General features: G+C 69.0%; 19 protein-coding genes. 14 read left to right on the forward strand and 5 right to left on the reverse strand.

Features of this window, described 5'->3' with window-relative positions; genetic code table 11:
* Both IBX18_RS00385 and IBX18_RS00390 read left to right on the forward strand, forming a co-directional pair.
* The gene (locus IBX18_RS00385; protein ID WP_194831836.1) at window positions 1-1,437 is read left to right on the forward strand and encodes an NAD(P)/FAD-dependent oxidoreductase; all 1,437 of its coding nucleotides are present in this window, start codon (window positions 1-3) and stop codon (window positions 1,435-1,437) included.
* Window positions 1,438-1,450: 13 nt separating this feature from the next.
* The gene (locus tag IBX18_RS00390) at window positions 1,451-2,956 is read left to right on the forward strand and encodes a carboxylesterase/lipase family protein (RefSeq protein WP_194831837.1); all 1,506 of its coding nucleotides are present in this window, start codon (window positions 1,451-1,453) and stop codon (window positions 2,954-2,956) included.
* A 4-nt stretch (window positions 2,957-2,960) separates the two neighbouring features.
* Here IBX18_RS00390 and IBX18_RS00395 read toward each other — a convergent pair whose 3' ends face one another.
* Entirely contained in the window at window positions 2,961-3,830 is an 870-nt protein-coding gene (locus IBX18_RS00395) for an Fpg/Nei family DNA glycosylase (protein ID WP_194831838.1), read from the reverse strand.
* A gap of 40 nt (window positions 3,831-3,870) precedes the next feature.
* Entirely contained in the window at window positions 3,871-4,608 is a 738-nt protein-coding gene (cobF, locus tag IBX18_RS00400; protein ID WP_194831839.1) for a precorrin-6A synthase (deacetylating), read from the reverse strand.
* Between the two features lie 43 nt (window positions 4,609-4,651).
* Here cobF and IBX18_RS00405 point away from each other — a divergent pair, with 43 nt between their 5' ends.
* From IBX18_RS00405 to IBX18_RS00435, 7 genes are all read left to right on the forward strand, one after another.
* A complete protein-coding gene (locus IBX18_RS00405) occupies window positions 4,652-5,452 on the forward strand; it encodes a thymidylate synthase (RefSeq protein WP_306796073.1) in 801 nt (266 codons plus the stop codon).
* Window positions 5,453-5,518: 66 nt separating this feature from the next.
* Window positions 5,519-6,019, forward strand: a complete 501-nt coding sequence (locus IBX18_RS00410; RefSeq protein ID WP_194831841.1) for a dihydrofolate reductase — start codon at window positions 5,519-5,521, stop codon at window positions 6,017-6,019.
* Between the two features lie 201 nt (window positions 6,020-6,220).
* Complete coding sequence (locus IBX18_RS00415; RefSeq protein ID WP_107659390.1) at window positions 6,221-6,547, forward strand: cupin domain-containing protein; 327 nt, start codon at window positions 6,221-6,223, stop codon at window positions 6,545-6,547.
* A 137-nt stretch (window positions 6,548-6,684) separates the two neighbouring features.
* The gene (locus tag IBX18_RS00420) at window positions 6,685-7,704 is read left to right on the forward strand and encodes a Dyp-type peroxidase (RefSeq protein WP_194831842.1); all 1,020 of its coding nucleotides are present in this window, start codon (window positions 6,685-6,687) and stop codon (window positions 7,702-7,704) included.
* Window positions 7,701-8,501 carry a family 1 encapsulin nanocompartment shell protein gene (locus IBX18_RS00425; protein ID WP_147144152.1) on the forward strand — a complete coding sequence of 267 codons (801 nt, stop codon included), beginning with the start codon at window positions 7,701-7,703 and terminating at the stop codon, window positions 8,499-8,501. Before IBX18_RS00420 ends, IBX18_RS00425 begins: the two co-directional genes overlap by 4 nt.
* 76 nt (window positions 8,502-8,577) lie before the next feature.
* Window positions 8,578-9,102 carry a hypothetical protein gene (locus IBX18_RS00430; protein ID WP_228540235.1) on the forward strand — a complete coding sequence of 175 codons (525 nt, stop codon included), beginning with the start codon at window positions 8,578-8,580 and terminating at the stop codon, window positions 9,100-9,102.
* 40 nt (window positions 9,103-9,142) lie between these two features.
* Complete coding sequence (locus tag IBX18_RS00435; RefSeq protein WP_194831844.1) at window positions 9,143-10,531, forward strand: TerD family protein; 1,389 nt, start codon at window positions 9,143-9,145, stop codon at window positions 10,529-10,531.
* Between the two features lie 3 nt (window positions 10,532-10,534).
* Here IBX18_RS00435 and IBX18_RS00440 read toward each other — a convergent pair whose 3' ends face one another.
* Window positions 10,535-11,203 (reverse strand): helix-turn-helix domain-containing protein, encoded by a 669-nt coding sequence (locus IBX18_RS00440; RefSeq protein ID WP_306796075.1) that lies wholly within the window; start codon window positions 11,201-11,203, stop codon window positions 10,535-10,537.
* Between the two features lie 209 nt (window positions 11,204-11,412).
* Between IBX18_RS00440 and IBX18_RS00445 the strand changes: the two genes are divergently transcribed.
* From IBX18_RS00445 to IBX18_RS00460, 4 genes are all read left to right on the forward strand, one after another.
* Window positions 11,413-12,951, forward strand: coding sequence for an amino acid permease (locus IBX18_RS00445; protein ID WP_194831846.1), 1,539 nt, complete (start codon window positions 11,413-11,415; stop codon window positions 12,949-12,951).
* A 152-nt stretch (window positions 12,952-13,103) separates the two neighbouring features.
* Window positions 13,104-13,856, forward strand: coding sequence for a DUF1989 domain-containing protein (locus tag IBX18_RS00450; RefSeq protein WP_194831847.1), 753 nt, complete (start codon window positions 13,104-13,106; stop codon window positions 13,854-13,856).
* Entirely contained in the window at window positions 13,853-14,461 is a 609-nt protein-coding gene (locus tag IBX18_RS00455) for an urea amidolyase associated protein UAAP2 (RefSeq protein ID WP_194831848.1), read from the forward strand. The genes IBX18_RS00450 and IBX18_RS00455 overlap by 4 nt, the downstream gene beginning before the upstream one ends.
* A gap of 71 nt (window positions 14,462-14,532) precedes the next feature.
* Complete coding sequence (locus IBX18_RS00460; protein WP_306796160.1) at window positions 14,533-16,539, forward strand: 5-oxoprolinase/urea amidolyase family protein; 2,007 nt, start codon at window positions 14,533-14,535, stop codon at window positions 16,537-16,539.
* Between the two features lie 6 nt (window positions 16,540-16,545).
* On the opposite strand, the gene IBX18_RS00465 is transcribed toward IBX18_RS00460, so the two are convergent.
* Together IBX18_RS00465 and IBX18_RS00470 are read right to left on the reverse strand one after the other, a co-directional pair.
* Complete coding sequence (locus IBX18_RS00465) at window positions 16,546-16,698, reverse strand: hypothetical protein (RefSeq protein ID WP_186818849.1); 153 nt, start codon at window positions 16,696-16,698, stop codon at window positions 16,546-16,548.
* An 85-nt stretch (window positions 16,699-16,783) separates the two neighbouring features.
* A complete protein-coding gene (locus IBX18_RS00470) occupies window positions 16,784-17,938 on the reverse strand; it encodes an epoxide hydrolase family protein (protein WP_194831850.1) in 1,155 nt (384 codons plus the stop codon).
* Window positions 17,939-18,001: 63 nt separating this feature from the next.
* Here IBX18_RS00470 and IBX18_RS00475 point away from each other — a divergent pair, with 63 nt between their 5' ends.
* Entirely contained in the window at window positions 18,002-18,952 is a 951-nt protein-coding gene (locus tag IBX18_RS00475; protein ID WP_194831851.1) for a YafY family protein, read from the forward strand.
* Window positions 18,953-19,010: the final 58 nt, after the last annotated feature.

Below are 19,010 nucleotides of genomic sequence, written 5' to 3' on the forward strand. Positions count from 1 at the left end.
ATGCCGAGCACACCTGCCGAATACGACGTCATCGTGATCGGTGGTGGCCCGGCCGGTGAGAACGCCGCCGCCTACGCCATCGCCGGGAGCGACCGCACCGCCGCGATCGTGGAACGCGAACTCGTCGGCGGCGAATGTTCCTACTGGGCCTGCATTCCGAGCAAGGCCCTGCTGCGGCCCGGCCATCAGCTCGCGGCCGCGCAGGCCATGGACGGCATCACCGCGTCCGGCCTCGATGTCGAGGCGGTGCTGCGGCGGCGCGACTCCTTCGTCAGCGGCCTCGACGACACCTCGCAGGTCGACTGGGCCCGCGACCACCGCATCGAGGTCATCCGCGGCACCGGTCGGCTGGCCGGCGTGCGGCAGGTCGAGGTCGACGGGCAGGTGCTGCGCGCCAGGCACGCGGTGGTGCTGGCCACCGGCACCCGGGCGAGCATCCCGGACGTGCCCGGCCTGCGCGACGCGCTGCCGTGGATCTCCCGCGACGCCACCAACTTGCACGAGGTCCCCGGCCGCGTGGTGATCATCGGCGGCGGCGTGGTCGCCTGCGAGGCCGCGACCTGGCTGGCCGCGCTCGGCGCGCAGGTCAGCATGGTCGTGCGCGGCTCCACGGTGCTCGCGTCGGCCGAACCGTTCGCCGGCGAGCGCGTGATCGCGGCGTTGCGCGAGCGCGGTGTGCGCGTCCTGCTGGGTACTGAACCGACGAGCGTGCAACGGCCCGACGCGAAGGACACCGGCGAAGGCCGGATCCACGGCGGCCCGGTCACCGTGCAGCTGCACAGCGAAGCGGGCGATACCGAACTCGAGGCCGACGAGATCATCGTCGCCGCCGGGCGCACACCGGCGACCGAAGGCCTCGGCCTGGACTCCGTCGGGCTGAAGGACGGCTATGTGCAGGTCGACGATCAGCTGACCGCGACCGCGGTGGACGGTGACTGGCTGTACTGCGTCGGCGATCTGAATCACCGTGCCGCCCTGACGCACATGGGCAAGTACCAGGCCAGAGTCTGCGGCGATGTGATCGCGGCCCGCGCCGAGGGCAGGCCGCTCGATGGTGCGAGGTTCACAGCGAGCGCCGACCACGAGCAGGTCCCGCAGGTGGTGTACACCGCGCCGGAGGTCGCGTCCGTCGGACTGACCGAGGCGGCGGCCCGCAAGGCCGGCTATGCCGTCGAGACCGTCGAGCTCGATATCTCGGTGGCCGGATCGGCGTTGGCGCGCAACGACTTCGCCGGTCACGCCAAACTGGTCATCGACACCGGCACCGAGACGTTGCTCGGCGCCACCTTCGTCGGCCCGGAGGTGGGCGAACAGCTGCACGCGGCCACCATCGCGGTGGTCGGCAGGGTGCCGTTGGCCACCCTGTGGCACGCGGTGCCCGCCTTCCCCGCGGTGAGCGAGTTCTGGCTACGCCTGTTGGAGACACGACGGCCGTAAGTACCATTGGCGGATGGTGGCATCGACAGATATCCAGACCGCCGACGGAGTCGTGCGCGGTCGTCGTGGCCGCCGCGTGCTGCGCTGGCGGTCCCTCCCCTACGCGGCCGCGCCGGTGGGCGACTTGCGGTTTCGGGCACCGCAGCCGGTCACGCCGTGGACCGGGGTGCGCGAGTGCACCGAGTTCGGCTTCGCCGCGATGCAGCATCGGGCGGGCGCGCGGATCGGGCCGCGCCGGTTCCAGCCGACCCACGAGGACTCGCTGACACTGAATGTCAGTGTGCCCGCGACACCGTCGGAGCGGCCGCGCCCGGTGCTGGTGTTCATCCACGGCGGCGGCTACCTGACCGGCACCTCGGCGCTCGGTTTGTACTCCGGCGGGCGGCTCGCGGTGCGCGGCGACGCCGTGCTGGTCTCGCTGAACTACCGGCTCGGCGCGTTCGGCTACGTCGATTTCGGTGAATTCGCCACGCCGGAGCATCCTTTCGAGTCGAACCTGGGTTTGCGCGATCAGGTCGCCGCGCTGGAGTGGGTGCACACCAATATCGCCGCGTTCGGCGGCGATCCCGGCAACGTGACCATCTTCGGCGAATCCGCCGGAGCCCATGCCGTACTCAGCCTGCTCGCCGCACCTGCCGCGAAAGGCCTTTTCCACCAGGCGATTTCGCAGAGCCCGCCGGCCGACTGGGCGATGACCGCCGACGACGCCCGCCGCTTCGCCCGCCGCTGTGTCGAAGCGCTGGGGGCGACACCGGACCGGGCCGCCGAGGCGCTACGCACCGCCAGTGCCAACGACATTCGGCGCGCGGTCGACCGCACCAGCAACCGGGTCCTGCGCGAACGCCGCGGCCTGTTCCCCGTCGCCCCGACGGTCGACGGGGTCTTTCTCCCGCAATCCCCGATCGATGCGATCACCGACGGCAACGCCCATCGCGTCCCGCTGATCATCGGCACGAACCGGGACGAAGGCACCCTGTTCGCGAAGTTCGCCGATTCGCTGCCGACCACCCCCGACCGGCTGCGCGCCGCACTGGGCGACGAGGCCGCCGAATCCCGAATCGCCGCCGCCTATCCCGGCTACCCCAACGCCAAGGCGGCGGTACGCGCGGGCGGCGACTTCGTCTTCTGGCGCCCCTCGGTCACGGTCATGGCGGGCCACAGCCACCACGCCCCCACCTACGCCTACCGCTACGACTTCGCCCCGCGCTCCCTACAACTGGCGGGCCTCGGCGCCACCCACGCCTCCGACCTGATCCCGGTCTTCGGCGGCGGCGATACGCCCTTCGGTCGCGCCATCACCGCGGCGGGCGGGCGCCGTGGCCTCCAGTCCGTCACCGACCAATTCCAGGACAACTGGCTCGCCTTCGCCCGCACCGGCGCACCACTGCCCTCGTGGCCGCCCTACACCGAAGCCCGTCGCACCACGTTGATCATCGACTCGCCCACCCGCCTGGAGCACGACCCGGACAAGGCCAAACGTCTTGCCTGGGAAGGCGTCCGGGTACCGACGCTGACCTGAGCGGTTACTTGAGCAGCCGCGACATGCGCCGGTCGGCGAGGATCTTGCCGCCGGTCTGACAGGTCGGGCAGTACTGGAACGAGCGCTCGGCGTAGGACACCTCGCGCACCGTGTCGCCGCAGACCGGGCACGGCATACCCGTACGCGCGTGTACCTGCATGCCGGAACGCTTCTCGCCCTTGAGGCGGGCGGCATCCTGACCCACCGAGCGCTGCACGGCGTCGGTCAGCACCGCGCGCATGGCCGCGTACAGCTCGCCGACCTTGTCCGCCGCAAGGGTTTTGGTGTTGGCGAACGGCGAGATCCGTGCGGTGTGCAGGATTTCGTCGGAGTAGGCGTTGCCGACGCCCGCTAGCAGGGTCTGATCGACGATCGCGGTCTTGATCCGCTGCGAGGTGCCGCGCAGGATCTCGGTGAACTGTTCCTCGGTCACCTCGAGCGCGTCGGGCCCGAGTCGTGCGATACCGGGCACCGACTTCGGGTTGTCTACGATGTAGACCGCGAGCCGTTTCTTGGTCCCCGCCTCGGTGAGATCGATGGCGGGCGTCGCGCCCTCGGGGGTGAAGAAGTGCACCCGCAGCGCCAGCGGACTCTTACCGCCCGGCTTCGGCGGCGTCTGACTCGGTTCGTCGATCCACCGCAGCCAGCCACCGCGGGACAGGTGGGTGATCAGCCACAACCCGTCGCAGTCCATCCCGAGAAACTTGCCCCAGCGCCCCGCGCCGGTCACGTCCCGGCCGGAGAGCGCGGTCACCGGCGGGTCGAACGTCTTCACCGCACTCAACGCCGCGACATCCACACGCCCCACCACGGCGCCGACCGCATGCTCCCGCAGAAACTGCGCCAGCGCCTCCACTTCAGGTAGTTCGGGCACACGCCCAGGCTACCGGCCCGCACCGACAAGAGCAGGGCAGTCAGGTCCGACGGAGCAGGTAGATGTCCATGATCCAGCCCTTCTCGGCCCGCAGCCCGGCGCGGCGGTCCACGATCTCCTGCTCCACCTCACGCAGTGGGCCCTCGATCAGCGTTTCGTCCGGCATGCCGAGGTAGGCGCCCCACCAGATGTGCACATCCGCGCCGGGCACCTCGGTGAACGAGCAGTCGCCGTCCAGCATCACCACCGCCGCGTCGGCGAGCCCCTCCTCGCGCAGCCGCCGGCCGGTGGTGATGTGCACCGGCTCGCCGATACCGTGCAGCACCATCCGATGCCGCGCGGCCAGGGCCTGCACGCTGGTGACACCCGGGATCACCGAGTAATCGAAGCGCACCGTCCCGCGCGCGAGCACCCGCTCGATCATTCGCAGGGTGCTGTCGTACAGCGACGGATCACCCCACACCAGAATGCCGCCGACCCCGTCGACCTGCGCGAACGCGTCTTCCAGCACGGCGGAGCGCCGCTCGTGCCAGTCCTCGACGACGCCCTGATAGTCCGCCGGTGCCCGGTCTCGCGGCGGGTCCGCGATCTCCACGATCCGGTACGGCCGATCGACGTGCTCGGCCAGGATCGCGGTCCGCACCTCGACCAGCTCGCGCTTCTCCGCGCCCTTGCCGATGACGAAGAACACCTCGACCTGCCGCATGGCCTTGATGGCCTGCACCGTCACCTGGTCGGGATCGCCCGCGCCGATGCCGATCACGTAGAGCTTGCGCATGCGCCGAGCTTGCCAGGCGGCGTTTCTACTAGAGTTGGCAGCCGTGGCGACCGATACCCAGTACGAGGATCTGCTCCGGCTGGTGCTGGAGTCCGGCACGAAAAAGGCGGACCGCACCGGCACCGGCACGCGCAGCATTTTCGGCCATCAGCTGCGCTACGACCTCTCGACCGGCTTCCCGCTGATCACCACCAAAAAGGTGCATCTGAAGTCGATCGTCTACGAGTTGCTCTGGTTCCTGCGCGGCGAATCCAACGTGAAATGGCTGCAGGAGCACGGCGTCTCCATCTGGGACGAATGGGCCGACGCCAACGGCGAACTGGGCCCGGTCTACGGCGTGCAGTGGCGGTCCTGGCCGACGCCGGACGGCGTGCACATCGACCAGATCTCCGAGGTGCTGCACACCCTGCGCACCAACCCCGATTCCCGGCGCATGCTCGTCTCCGCCTGGAACGTCTCCGAGCTGGACAAGATGGTGCTCGCCCCGTGCCACGCGTTCTTCCAGTTCTATGTGGCCGACGGCAGGCTGTCCTGCCAGCTGTATCAGCGCAGCGCCGACCTGTTCCTCGGCGTGCCGTTCAATATCGCCAGCTACGCCCTGCTCACCCAGATGGTCGCGCAGCAGACCGAGCTGGAGCTCGGCGAGTTCATCTGGACCGGCGGCGACTGCCACATCTATGACAACCACCTCGACCAGGTCCGCGAGCAGCTGACCCGCGAGCCGTTCCCGTTCCCCACCCTGCACCTGCGACCCGCACCGACACTGTTCGACTACGCCTACGAGGACGTGGAAGTCGTCGGCTACCAGCATCATCCGGCCATCAAGGCACCCGTTGCGGTGTGAGCGGCCTGGCTCGACGGAAGCAGTTCGGGGTAACGGAGGAACAGTGAACACCGCATCGGACACCGCGTGACGCGCACCATCGGGCTGATCTGGGCACAAACCCCCGACGGCGTGATCGGTTTCCAGAACACCATTCCCTGGCGCGTGCCCGAGGACATGGCGAATTTCAAGGCGGTCACCATGGGACATCCCGTGGTGATGGGCAGGCGCACCTGGGATTCGCTGCCGCCGAAATTCCGCCCGCTGTCCGGGCGCCGCAACATCGTGGTGACCAGGCAGGCGGACTGGGCGGCCGAGGGCGCCGAGCGGGCCGGATCGGTGGCCGAGGCGCTCACGTTGAGCGGGCCGGGCACCGTGTGGATCGCCGGGGGTGGTGAGATCTACCGCATCGCTATGGATTTCGCGACCGACCTGCTCGTCACCGAGGTGGACACCACCGTCGAAGGCGATGCGTACGCCCCCGCGATCGGACCCGAGTGGACCACCGACGACACCGAACCGTGGCACGACTCGACCTCCGGTCTGCGCTACCGGATCCGCCGCTACACCCGCCGCGAATCCGACTAGTCGGCAAACTCTCCGCATCGATCGTCGTGGCCGCACAACACCGTTCGATCACAGAACCCCCGGCCCGTGCAAACAGGTCTCGAGGCCACAGCCGGTCGGGCATACTCCTGAATAAGCGGGGCCGGGCCTTCGTCCGTCCGAGCCCCCGAGCCGGTGCGAACAGCCCCCGCACCGGCTGTTGTCATTTGCGAAAGGCGGTCCATGGACAAGAAATCGCTGACTGCGGTTGCTCGACAACAACTCAAGATTGCGAGCACCGCCAGCAGCGGGCGTAGTTCGCAAACGATCTACGGTGGTCACGCGAATTCGCTGCGCCAGACGGTGGTCGGCCTGAGCGCGGGTCAGAGCCTTGCCGAGCACGACAACGCCGGCGAGGCCACCCTCCTGGTGCTCAGCGGCACGCTGACCCTGATCAGCGGCAGCAACGAATGGAAGGGCTCGGCGGGCGACCTGCTCGTGGTGCCCAAGGCCAGGCACAGCGTGATGGCCGTGGACGACGTGGCCTTCCTGATGACGGTCGCGAAGTAGCAGCGGCGGTGGCCGTGCCACCCGGTCGGCGGTAGTCGCTCGGGCACTAGGCTGATGATCATGAGTGAGCGCAGCGAGCGAGTCATGTCACAGCGTGCCTCGCGCGTGCCGGCGGTGAGCGCCGGCGAGGCGGCGGCATGAGTGAGCCGCAGCCGATCCTCGATCCGCTCACCCCGGCTGCGATCTTCCTGGTCGCCACCATCGACGCGGGCGGCGAGGCTGTGGTCCGCGATACCCTCGCCGACGTGCAGGGTCTGCGCCGCTCGGTCGGGTTCCGGATCCCCGGTGCGGGCCTCACCTGTGTGGCCGCGATCGGCTCGGCGGCATGGGACCGGCTCTTCGCCGGACCACGGCCCGCCGAACTGCACGAATTCCCCGGTTACGTGGGCAAGCACCATCGCGCCCCGGCGACGCCGGGCGATCTGCTGTTCCACATTCGGGCGGAGAATCAGGACGCCTGCTTCGAGCTGGCCATGACCATCGGCGACCGGCTGGCCGGCGCGGCCACGATCGTGGACGAGACCGTCGGGTTCCGCTACTTCGAGCAGCGCGACCTGCTCGGCTTCGTCGACGGCACCGAGAATCCGGAGGGCAAGTCCGCCTACGCGGCCGCGCTGGTCGGTGACGAGGACCCCGAATTCCGGGACGGCAGTTACGTGATCGTGCAGAAGTACCTGCATCCGCTGGCGGAGTGGCGGGCGCTGTCGATCGAGGAGCAGGAGAAGGTGATCGGGCGCACCAAGCTCGACGATTTCGAGCTGTCCGACGCCGACAAGCCCGCCGACTCGCACGTCGCGGTGAACACCATCGTGGACGCCGACGGCACCGAGCGCGAGATCCTGCGCGCCAACATGCCGTTCGGCAGCGTCAAGGACGGCGAATTCGGTACGTACTACGTCGCTTACGCGGCCACCCCGAGCGTCACCGAGTTGATGCTCACCCGGATGTTCGTCGGCACCGAGGAGGCGGCCTACGACCGCCTGCTCGATTTCTCCATCGCGGTCACCGGCACCTCGTTCTTTGCACCGTCGCTCGACTTCTTCGATGAGCTTCCCCCGCCACCGGCGGACGCCGTGACGGCGGAAAACGTGCAGCCCAACGACATCGGCTCGGGCTCACTCGGTATCGGCACGTTGAAAAGGAGCAGGCAAGCATGAACAACCTCTATCGCGAACTCGCGCCGATCACCGCCGAGGCATGGTCGGCGATCGAGGAAGAGGCGACGCGCACCTTCAAGCGGCACATCGCCGGGCGCCGCGTCGTCGACCTGTCCGGACCGCACGGCCTCGACTACGCCGCGGTCGGCACCGGCCACACCACCCCGATCAGCGCGCCCGACGAGGGCGTGCAGGCCAGGCAGCGGGTGGTCGCGCCGCTGGTCGAGCTGCGGGTGCCGTTCCGGCTGTCCCGCGAGGAGCTCGACAACGTCGAACGCGGCGCGATGGACACCGATCTCGATCCGGTGAAGGACGCCGCGAAGAAGATTGCGTTCGCCGAGGACCGGGCGATCTTCGAGGGCTATCCGGCCGCGAATATCACCGGTATCCGGGCGAGTTCGACCAATCAGGCGATCGCGCTGCCGAGTGATCCCCGGCTGGTGCCGGAGTCGGTCACCCAGGCGCTCACCGCGCTGCGGCTGGCCGGTGTCGACGGGCCGTACTCGGTGCTGCTGAGCGCGGATCTGTTCACGGCGGTGAGCGAGACCTCCGATCACGGGCACCCGATCCGCACGCACATCGAGCGGCTCATCCCGGACGGCGAGATCATCTGGGCGCCCGCCATCGACGGCGCGTTCGTGCTGACCACCCGCGGCGGCGACTACGACCTGCGGATCGGCCAGGACCTGTCGATCGGCTACCTCGCGCACGACACCGAGTCGGTGCAGCTGTACTTCCAGCAGAGCCTGACGTTCCTGGTGTACACCGCCGAGGCCGCGGTCGCCCTCGAAGCCTGAGACTTGCGCGTGTGCTGCGGCACCACGAGCGGTAGCGTGTGCCGCAGCACGCCGGAAGTGGGTAGGTGAGATGACGATGGTGCGGGCTGGTGTGGTGCCCACGCAGCGTGCGGCGCTCTACAGTTCCCTCGGGATGCTGGTGACCGTCGTACTGTGCACGGCCGTGATCGGTCTGTTCGGGGTGAATCGCGTATTCACCGGTTTACTGGCCGGTGCCGTCGCGGGTATCGCCGTGGTGGCGGCGCTGTTCGCCAGGGACGCCGTGGTTCTCACCGAGCGGGTGATCTACCGGCGCACCCCGTGGACCGAATCCAGCATCGACTGGGATCGCGTGGTCGCCGGGCGCTTCACGCTGGACGAGCGGTCCCGCTGGTCGCTGGCGCTCGACCTGATCGGCGGCGACGAACAGCACGGCGAGCTGGTGCTGCTGTCCATTCCGCCGGTGCTGCGCCCGGTGTCCGGCGCCTACGACCTCCGCAAACGCGAGCAGGTGAACGAGATCCGGGCGTTGCTGCGGCGCAAGCAGATACCGGTGACGGTGCTGCCGGAGATCGCGGGCGCGTTGCAAGAGCACTGGCAGATCGCGCCGCCTACCCGCTGACCAGGCACGCCTGCCGCCCGTTTCGGATACGTTGGCACCTATGTCGATGACGAAGGGCTCGAACGTCCCGGTGCCCATGGCCGCCGTCCGGATCGAGCTCGGCTGGCAGAGCGGTCCCGGGGTGCCCGACGCCGACGCCTCGGCGCTGCTGCTGGCCGCCGGAAAAGTGCGCAACGACAACGACTTCGTCTTCTACAACCAGCCCGCGCATCCGTCCGGCGCGGTCCGGCACGAGGGCAAGCAGCAGGGGCCGACTGTGCTCGACGTGCTGTCGGCCGACCTGGGCCGGGTCGAAGCGCAGATCGACACCATCGTGATCGCGGCCTCGGCCGATGGCGGCACCTTCGGTCAATTCCACGGCCTCTACGTCCGGCTGGTGGATCCGGCCAGCGGCGCGGAGGTGGCGCGGTTCGACAGCACCGGCGCGACCACCGAGACCGCGTTCGTGCTGGGCGAGCTGTACCGGCGGCAGGGCGGGTGGAAGTTCCGTGCGGTCGGGCAGGGGTACGCCGCCGGATTGGCCGGTCTGGCCACGGATTTCGGGATCTCGGTGGACGACGCCCCGGCGACCCCGCCTGCCGCGCCGCCGCACCAGTTCACGCCGCCGCCACCGCCCGCCGCACCGCCGCACCAGTTCACCGCGCCGCCACCACCGCCCGCGCCCGCGCCGCAGTACGCGCCGCCGCAACCGCAGTTCACGCCACCGCCGCAGCCCAACCCCTATGGCGCACCTCCACAGGGCGGCATGCCACCGAATGCCGGTGCGCCACCGCAGGTTCCGCAGCAACCGTCCGCCGCCGCGGTCAACCTCAGCAAGATCTCGTTGACCAAGGACTCCCCCTCGATCTCGCTGACCAAGCAAGGCGCGACCGGCGGCGTGATGCGGATCAACCTGAACTGGTCCGGCAACGCGGCCCCGCGGCGCGGCTTCGGCAAGCGCAAGGCCGGCCTCGACCTGGACCTGTGCTGCTTCTGGGAGCTGACCGACGGAACGAAGGGCTCCATCGGCCCGCTCGACGGCTTCGGCTCGCTGCACCAGGCGCCCTACATCCTGCTCGACAAGGACGATCGGACCGGTGCGGTCGCGGCGGGCGAGAACCTCGACATCAATCTCGACCACACCGCGAAGTTCCGCCGGATCCTGGTGTTCGCCTCGCTGTACGAGGGGACCGATGATTTCCGCGGTGTCGAGGCGACCGCCACGCTCTACCCGGTCGGCTCGCCGCCGATCGAGATGTCGGTGAGCGGATGCACCGACAACTCACGGGAGATGGTGCTCGCGCTGATCGAGAACATCAACGGAGAGTTCGTGGTTCAGCGTCAGGGCGTGTTCGTCCGGCCGCCCGCGCGGCGCCCGCTGTGGGGAAAGATGGAGGTCGACAAGGCCTACCGCTGGGGTCTCGAGTGGGGACGCAGCGCGGGGAAGTAGGCGTCAGGCTGTTTCGAGCTGTTCGAGCAGCCGCTGCGCCTCGTCGCGCAGCGCGTCCAGATCACCGGGCCAGCCCAGCACCCGCAGCGCCGCCTCGGGGATGGTGCGCGCCGCGGCGGCCGGTGCCGCGCCCTCGTCCGAGCGGATGCTGATCACCATCTCGACCAGCCGGAACGGCAGCGCCTCGGCGCCCGCGATGCCCGCCCCGCCGGCCTCGGCCAGTACCTCGGCCGCCAAAACCTCGTAGTGCCCGCGCAGTTCGTCGCGCCGCAACCGGAACGTGGCGAACCGCTCGGTGCGCAGCTCCGGAAGCAGGTACAGCGCACCGAGATTCCAGCGCGCGGCGCAGAGCTGGCCGACGTCGAACCAGGCCAGCGCGTAAAGGCGGGCAGGCGCCGTCGCCGACACGCTCCCCAGTCGTTCGGCGAGTTCCAGTGGGGCAGCTATGGTTTCGGCAAGCAGCGCATCGAGGATGTCATCCTTGGCGGCGAAGTGATGATAGAGCGATGCCTGACGGATGCCGACCGCGTCGGCGACCACACGGGTGGAGGTGTTCGCGTAGCCATTGGTGGTGAACAGCTCCCCGGCAGCGTCCAAAATCTCGGCGCGCGGCGTCTGGCCGCGACGGCGTCGCTGCTCCACACGAGGACGGCCGGGGCCGAGGTTTGTCACAAGGCCCATTCTGGCAGGTATCCGCTGCACCGATCCGCGACGGTCGGTCCCCCGGTAGGCCGCGGCGATGTTTCTGTCACTTGATAGAAATCTCGGCAACGCAGAAGTAACCGGGGTTACCGCAAGCGATACACGCGGGTCACCGAAAGCGCGATCGCCACCGCAAAACTGTCATCTGATAGGTATTGGCCGCTCGCCGAAGGACCCTCATGGCCACAACGTTCGCCCCCGCCCCTCCGCCCGACACCAGCCGCGACGGCGCCGATCTGGCCCGATTCGGCTATCAACCCGTGCTGCGGCGCAAACTCGGCCGCTACGCCTCGTTCGCCGCGGGCTTCTCGTTCGTCTCCATCCTCACCACCATCTTCCAGTTCTTCGGCTTCGGCTATTCGTTCGGCGGCGCCGCGTTCTTCTGGACCTGGCCGATGGTGTTCGCCGGACAGTTCCTCGTCGCGCTGAACTTCGCCGAATTGGCTGCGCGCTACCCGATTTCGGGCTGCATCTACCAGTGGTCGCGCCGGCTCGGCGGCGAACTGGTCGGCTGGTTCGCGGGCTGGATGATGGTGATCGCCCAGATCGTCACCGCCGCCGCGGCGGCGATCGCGCTGCAGGTGGTGCTGCCGTCGATCTGGAGCGGGTTCCAGGTCATCGGCGAAGACACCGCGCTGACCTCGTCGTCCGGTGCGACGAACGCGGTGCTGCTCGGCAGCATCCTGCTGACGATCACCACGGCCATCAATGTGCTCGGCATCGACCTGATGTCGCGGATCAACTCGATCGGCGTCACCGTCGAGATCGTCGGTGTGCTCGCGATCATCGCGCTGTTCTTCACCCATACCGAGCGCGGGCCCGGCGTGGTCTGGCAGACCGATCAGGCCGTGCCCGGCTCGTACTGGGCGGCATTCCTGGTGTCGGGGCTGATGGCCGCCTACGTGATGGTCGGCTTCGACTCCGCCGGTGAGCTTTCCGAGGAGACCAAGAATCCGCGCCGGGTCGCGCCACGCACCATCCTGGCCGCGCTGTCGGTGTCCGCGCTCGGCGGCGGGCTGCTGCTGCTCGGCGCGCTGATGGCCGCGCCGAGCCTGTCCGACGGTGCGCTGGCCACCGACGGTCTGGCCTATGTGCTCACCGCGAAGCTGGACAGCCCGGCTGGCACGGTGCTGCTCGGCTGTGTCGCGGTCGCGATCACGGTGTGCACCTTGGCCATTCAGACGGCCGGGTCGCGGTTGATGTTCTCGATGGCCAGGGACGGGAAGTTGCCGTTCGCCCGGCGCCTTGCCGCGGTGCACCCGCGGTTCGGTACCCCGGTGCTGCCGGCGGTGGTCATCGGGCTGCTCGGCATCGGGTTGCTGGTGCTCAATCTCGGCAATGCCGCGATCTTCGCGACCCTGGCCAGCGTGTGCATCGTGACGCTGTACCTGGCGTATCTACTGGTCACGGCGCCACTGCTGGTGCGGCGGGTCAAGGGTATGCCCGCCGACGAAGCGAGCGAGCCCGGCCTGTTCAGCCTGGGCCGCTTCGGGGTTCCGATCAACGCGCTCGCCGTGCTGTGGGGTATCGCGATGGCGGTGAACCTGGCTTGGCCGCGGCCCGAGGTGTACACGCCGGACGGTGGCGGTTGGTGGATGCTCTGGGCCGCACCGCTGTTCGTGCTGCTGGTGGTCGCCGTCGGGGTGGTCGTGCACTGGTTCGTCGCACGCACGCCGGGCACTGCCGAAAGTCCCGAGCCTGCAACAGAGTCCGCCTGATCGAACGCGCGGTGGTGCTGCCGGCCACCACCGCGCACGCGTTTCCCGTCGAGCAGTGCAAGGGAGCGCTTGCGAAGGCGAAGTCCGAAATCGGTGCGAGCGCGAGGCGAGTGCTGCGAGCGCTCGACCCGCATCCTGCGAAGGAGCTGACGATGACGAACACCGCATCCACCACGGGTGCCCGGGCGCATGCGCGCTCGCAGGCCGCCGCGGCGGCCACCATGGAACCTGGCCTACCCGACGGTGTCGAGGCCGCGAGAATCACTTTTGCCCAGCGCATTCCGGGAGCCGGATACGCGAATATCGTGCTGGGGCGAGGTACTCGGGTCCGGCTGTCCGATCCGGCCGGAGCCGCGTGCGCGCACCTGCTGCTGGTGCGGGCCGATGCCCCCTGGGAACGGCTGAATGTCGCTGATACGGTCAAGGTTCCGTGGCAGGCCTACCTGGGCAACGGCCATCCGCTGCTGTCCGATCAGGGCCGCATCCTGGCCACCGTGCTCGCCGATACTTCCGGCCAGCACGACGCCCTGTGCGGGCCGGCCGCCGAGGCGCGACAGCTGCTCCGCCTGGCCGGCGCCAAACATGGTCTGGAGCCGCGCGATATCGGGCCGACGGTGTCGTTCTTCCGTGGTGTACGAGTGGCCACCGACGGCGCACTGACCGGCACCGGCAGCGCAGCGGCGGGTGCCTCGGTCGACCTGCTCGTGCATCTGCCGGTGATCCTGCTCGTCGCCAATGCCGCGCATCCCTTGGACGACCGGACCGCAACGGATCTCGATGTCGTCGCGTGGACCGCGCCGGAAGAACTCACCGTCACGCACAACAGCGACCCGGAATACCAACGGGCCGTGCAGAACACGGAAACAGCCTGGGTGGCCGCCCGCACGCTGGAGGTCGGGAAATGAACAGGCAAATCGTGCTCGACGAGACCGTCCCCGCCCGCGCCCCCTGGTCTGCGATCGTCGAAGCGGGCGAGCAACTGGAGATCATCGATCTGCACGGCAACCAGGCGGTGGACTGCCTGCTGTACTCGGCGGCCGACCACACCGACCGCTACAGCGCGCAGGCCACCATCGCCGCGCAGCGCAATATCTTCCTCACCACCGGCAGCGTGTTGCGGACCGACGTGGGCACCGCCCTGATGACGGTCGTCGCCGACGAGGTGGGCAACCACGACACCATCGCGGGCGCCTGCTCGCAGGAGTCCAACACCCTCCGCTACGGCCACCACACTCGCCACCAGCATGCCTGCGTGGAGAACTTCCTCACCGCCGCGCTGCAATGGGGTCTCGGTAAGCGGGACCTGGTGTCCAACATCAACTGGTTCATGAACGTGCCGGTGGAACCCGACGGCACCCTCGGCATCGTCGACGGATTGTCCGCTCCCGGAAAGAAAGTGACGCTCCGGGCCGAGATCGACACGCTGGTCCTCGTGTCGAACTGCCCGCAGATCAACAACCCGTGCAACGGTTTCGACCCCACCCCGGTGCGGATGGTGGTGTCGAAATGACCGTCACCGACCTATCCGGCGCCGCTGCGCCTGCGGCTCCAGCCGATTGCGCGGCGGCGGCCACCGCACCAGTGCCCACGTCCGTCGAGGTCCTTCGCCCCGGCATGCTCACCACGGTGCAGGATTGGCCGGGGCGAACCGGATACTGGCACGTCGGCGTCCCACCGTCGGGGCCGATGGACGATCTGTCGTTCCGGCTCGGCAACCGGGTGCTCGGCAATGCCGAGGGCACGGCCGGACTGGAGTGCACGCTCGGCGGTCCGGCACTGCGGTTTTCGGCGGCCACCTGGGTATGCGTCACCGGCGCACCGACCGAGGTGACGCTGAACGGTGTTCGACTGGAGCAGTGGCGCACCCTGCAGATTCCCGCCGGGGGCGTACTCGATGTCGGTGCCGTGCGCGGACCCGGGATGCGCTGTTACGTGTTGCTCGCGGGCGGTATCCAGCTGCCCGAATATCTCGGCAGCACAGCAACGTTCACTCTAGGCCGGTTCGGTGGAAGCGCAGGCAACGCGCTGCGAGCCGACGAAGTATTGACACTCGGACCGCCACACGATCCGCTCGCGACCGCCGTCCCGATGGACGACCAGCCGGTGCTCGCCAGGCGCTGGGAGCTGGCGGTGACCGAAGGCCCGCACGGCGCACCGGAATTCTTCACCCGCGCCGACTTCGACACCATCATCGGCACCGACTACACGGTGCACTTCAACTCCGACCGCACCGGCGTCCGGCTGATCGGCCCGAAACCGGACTGGGCCCGCAGCGACGGCGGCGAAGCGGGCCTGCATCCGTCGAACATCCACGACACCCCGTATTCGGTTGGCGCACTGGACTTCACCGGCGATACCCCGATCCTGCTCGGCCCCGACGGCCCAAGCCTCGGCGGTTTCGTCTGCCCGGTCACCGTGGTGGCCGCCGATCGCTGGAAGCTCGGGCAGCTGACCCCCGGCGACGCGGTGCGTTTCGTGCCGATCCGCAGCGATCGCGCCGCCTCGGTGCGCGACCTCGGCGTCGGGCGCCGCGCCTGCTGGCCGACCGTGCTGTCCGCGGGCGGTGACGGCGACGACGGAATACTGCGGCGCACCGAGGTCGACGACGAGACCGGCGTGACCTATCGCCGCGCGGGCGACGACGCCGTGCTCGTCGAATACGGCACCATGACACTGGATCTCGGCCTGCGCGCCCGGGTGCACGCCCTGCATCAGCACCTACTCGCCGCGCGGGTACCCGGCGTGACCGAGCTGACCCCCGGCATCCGCTCGTTGCAGATCCGGGTGGACCCGCACATCCTGCCGGTACCGACGCTGCTCGATCTGCTGGCCGAAGCCGAACAGCACCTGCCCGCCGCCGACCGGCTCGTGGTGCCGAGCCGCACCGTGCACCTGCCGTTGTCCTGGGACGACCCGGCCACCCGTGAGGCCATCACCCGCTACATGCACGGTGTCCGCGCCGACGCCCCGTGGTGCCCGTGGAACATCGAGTTCATCCGCCGCATGAACGGATTGGCCGCGGTGGCCGACGTTTACGACACCGTCTTCGGCGCCGAGTACCTCGTCCTCGGCCTCGGCGATGTGTACCTGGGCGCACCCGTCGCCACGCCGATCGACCCGCGCCACCGCCTGGTCACTACCAAGTACAACCCCGCGCGGACATGGACGCCGCAGAACGCGGTCGGCATCGGCGGCGCTTACCTGTGCATCTATGGCATGGAAGGTCCTGGCGGCTACCAGTTCGTCGGTCGGACTACCCAGGTCTGGAACCACCACGCGGGCCCACTCGCCGGCCACCCCGGCGCGGACCGGCATCCCACCGGCGCGGAAACACCGTGGCTACTGCGCTATTTCGATCGGATCCGCTGGTACCCGGTCGAGGCCGACGAATTGCTCGACCTGCGTGCCGATTTCGCCTCCGGCAACGTCCGGGTACCCGCAGAGGACGGCGAATTCCGCCTCGCGGACTACCGCGAATTCCTCGCCGCCAACCACGAGTCCATCAGCGACTTCCGTGCCGTGCAGGCGACAGCCTTTGCCGCTGAACGCCACTCGTGGCGGCAGGCCGGGGAGCTCACCGCGGGCTAGCGATGTTCACCAGCCGAACAGCTCGGCCATGTCGATCGAATCGTCGTCCCAGGCGCGTTCGATCGCGTCGCGCTCGGCTATCGGGAGTTCGGGCGACCACCCGCAGCGGCGCCAGAAATCTTCCCGGTGTTCCTGGGTGAATGGTCGTGGTTTGTCCATGGGCTGCACCTCGCCAACGGTCCTGCCCCAATTGTGGGCCTGCTCCAGCGCCGACATGCCGGAACAGGCCCAACGACTTCGGGTTTCAGCGCAGCTCGCGGAAGAACTCGCGGACATCCGTGGTGAGCAGCTCGGGCTCCTCCATCGCCGCGAAGTGGCCGCCGCAGTCGACATCGTGCCAGCGCGTGATGGTGTTCTCGGTCTCCGCGTACCGGCGAATGCCGACGTCGTGCGCGAAAACCAGTGCGGCCGTGGGTACGCCCGAGTTCGCCTTCGTCGCGCCCCAGGGCGCTTCCTGCGCGTAACCGACGTACGCCGACGAGCCTGCCGTGCCGTTGAGCCAGTACAGCATCACATTGGTCAGCAGCCGGTCGCGATCAATGATCTTGTCCGGGTCGACATTTCGCGGATGCGTCCACTCGCGGAACTTGTCCATCGTCCAGGCGAGCTGTGCGACCGGCGAATCCACCAGCCCGTATGCCAGCGTCTGCGGACGGGTGGACTGCACGGCGATGTAGCCGTACTCCTCCTGCATAAAGGCCTCGATCCGGCGGATCCGATCCTGTTCCAGCTCGGTCAGACTCGCCAGTTCCGCCTCCGACAGCGGCAGCGACGGGAACGGACCCGGACCGCCGTTGACGTGCACGCCCGCCACGTGGTCCGGTGCGGTCCGGCCGACCTCGGGGCTCACGTCGGCACCGATGTCACCGCCCTGCACGCCGTAGCGCTCGTAGCCGAGCCTGCGCATGAGCTCGGCCCACGCCCGCGCGATCTTCTCGACGGTCCAGCCCGCCTCGGTGACCGGCCCCGAGAAGCCGAAGCCCGGCAGTGCCGGAATCACCAGGTGGAACGCGTCTTTCGGGTCGCCACCGTGCGCCCGCGGATCCGACAGCGGCCCGATCACGTCGAGGAACTCGACCACCGAACCCGGCCAGCCGTGCGTCATCAGCAGCGGCAGCGCGTCCGCCTCGGGCGAGCGGACGTGCAGGAAATGGATGCGCTGCCCGTCGATCTCGGTGGTGAACTGCGCGTAGGCGTTCAGCTGCGCCTCCACCGCCCGCCAGTCGTATTCGCCACGCCAGTAGTCGACCAGCTCGCGCAGCCAGGTGGTCGGCACGCCGGTGTCCCAGCCGTCGCCGGGCAGCGGGGCGGGCCAGCGCGCGCCGTCGAGCCGAGTGCGCAGGTCATCGAGCTGCTGCTGCGGGATGTCGATGCGGAATTCGTGGATCTCGTCACTCATGAATAGAACGATATGACCCCCCTAGGACAGCTTTCGCCCTAGCTTTCCGGCAGACTCAAATTCATGTTGGAAACCTCCGCGCGACTGCTCCGGCTGCTGTCGCTCTTGCAGACGCCCCGCGACTGGACCGGCACCGACCTGGCCGAACGCCTCCAGGTCGACGTGCGCACGGTGCGCCGCGACATCGACAAGCTGCGCAACCTCGGCTACCCGGTGGACGCCACCCCCGGCGTCGCGGGCTACCGGCTCGGTGCGGGGGCCAAGCTACCGCCGCTGCTGCTGGACGACGACGAGGCGGTGGCGGTCGCCATCGGTCTGCGCACCGCCGCGGGCGGCACCATCACCGGTATCGAGGACAGCTCGCTGCGCGCGCTCACCAAGCTCGAACAGGTGCTGCCGTCTCGGCTGCGCCACCGCGTCAGCCTGCTGCAATCGGTCACCGTCACGGTGTCGGCCGGTGGTCCGACCGTCGACCCGGACACGCTCACCGCGATCGCGGGCGCCATCCGCGACAGTCATCGCCTGCGCTTCGACTACCGAAGCCATGACGGCACAACCTCATTACGCACCACCGAACCACATCGCCTGGCGCACACCGGCCGCCGCTGGTACCTCATCGGCTGGGACGTCGACCGGGCCGACTGGCGCACCTACCGTGCGGACCGGCTGCATCCCCGCATCCCGACCGGGCCGCGCTTCACCCCGCGCGCGGCACCCGACGTCGACCTGTCCGGGTATGTTTCCCGTGGCGTGTCGAGTGCGCCGTACCGCTACTCCGCAAGCATCACCCTCGGCGTGCCCGCCGAGGTCGCCGCCGACCGTATCGCGCCCACCGTCGGCGTGATCGAGGCGGTGGACGCCGAAACCTGCTTGCTCCGAACAGGATCCAATTCGCTCGACGAGTTGGCCATCTACGTCGCCACGTTCGGGTTTCCGTTCCGCGTGCACGAGCCCCCGGAGCTGGTCACCCATATCCGCGAGCTCAGCGCCCGGCTCGCGGAATCGGTCGGCTAGGGCCTGTCGCAAAGTCCGGCCGGATGCATCCGGGGGCTGGATGGGACTTTGCGACAGG

This window comes from Nocardia sp. XZ_19_369 (genome assembly GCF_015355715.1).
GTDB lineage: Bacteria > Actinomycetota > Actinomycetes > Mycobacteriales > Mycobacteriaceae > Nocardia.

Excerpts from the sequence above, each read along its gene's own strand:
- IBX18_RS00385 (WP_194831836.1), top strand. The coding sequence starts at position 1 with ATGCCGAGCACACCTGCCGAATACGACGTCATCGTGATCGGTGGTGGC.
- IBX18_RS00390 (WP_194831837.1), top strand. The coding sequence starts at position 1,451 with ATGGTGGCATCGACAGATATCCAGACCGCCGACGGAGTCGTGCGCGGT.
- cobF (WP_194831839.1), bottom strand. The coding sequence starts at position 4,608 with ATGCGCAAGCTCTACGTGATCGGCATCGGCGCGGGCGATCCCGACCAG.
- IBX18_RS00415 (WP_107659390.1), top strand. The coding sequence starts at position 6,221 with ATGGACAAGAAATCGCTGACTGCGGTTGCTCGACAACAACTCAAGATT.
- IBX18_RS00420 (WP_194831842.1), top strand. The coding sequence starts at position 6,685 with ATGAGTGAGCCGCAGCCGATCCTCGATCCGCTCACCCCGGCTGCGATC.
- IBX18_RS00425 (WP_147144152.1), top strand. The coding sequence starts at position 7,701 with ATGAACAACCTCTATCGCGAACTCGCGCCGATCACCGCCGAGGCATGG.
- IBX18_RS00430 (WP_228540235.1), top strand. The coding sequence starts at position 8,578 with ATGGTGCGGGCTGGTGTGGTGCCCACGCAGCGTGCGGCGCTCTACAGT.
- IBX18_RS00435 (WP_194831844.1), top strand. The coding sequence starts at position 9,143 with ATGTCGATGACGAAGGGCTCGAACGTCCCGGTGCCCATGGCCGCCGTC.
- IBX18_RS00445 (WP_194831846.1), top strand. The coding sequence starts at position 11,413 with ATGGCCACAACGTTCGCCCCCGCCCCTCCGCCCGACACCAGCCGCGAC.
- IBX18_RS00450 (WP_194831847.1), top strand. The coding sequence starts at position 13,104 with ATGACGAACACCGCATCCACCACGGGTGCCCGGGCGCATGCGCGCTCG.
- IBX18_RS00455 (WP_194831848.1), top strand. The coding sequence starts at position 13,853 with ATGAACAGGCAAATCGTGCTCGACGAGACCGTCCCCGCCCGCGCCCCC.
- IBX18_RS00465 (WP_186818849.1), bottom strand. The coding sequence starts at position 16,698 with ATGGACAAACCACGACCATTCACCCAGGAACACCGGGAAGATTTCTGG.
- IBX18_RS00470 (WP_194831850.1), bottom strand. The coding sequence starts at position 17,938 with ATGAGTGACGAGATCCACGAATTCCGCATCGACATCCCGCAGCAGCAG.
- IBX18_RS00475 (WP_194831851.1), top strand. The coding sequence starts at position 18,002 with ATGTTGGAAACCTCCGCGCGACTGCTCCGGCTGCTGTCGCTCTTGCAG.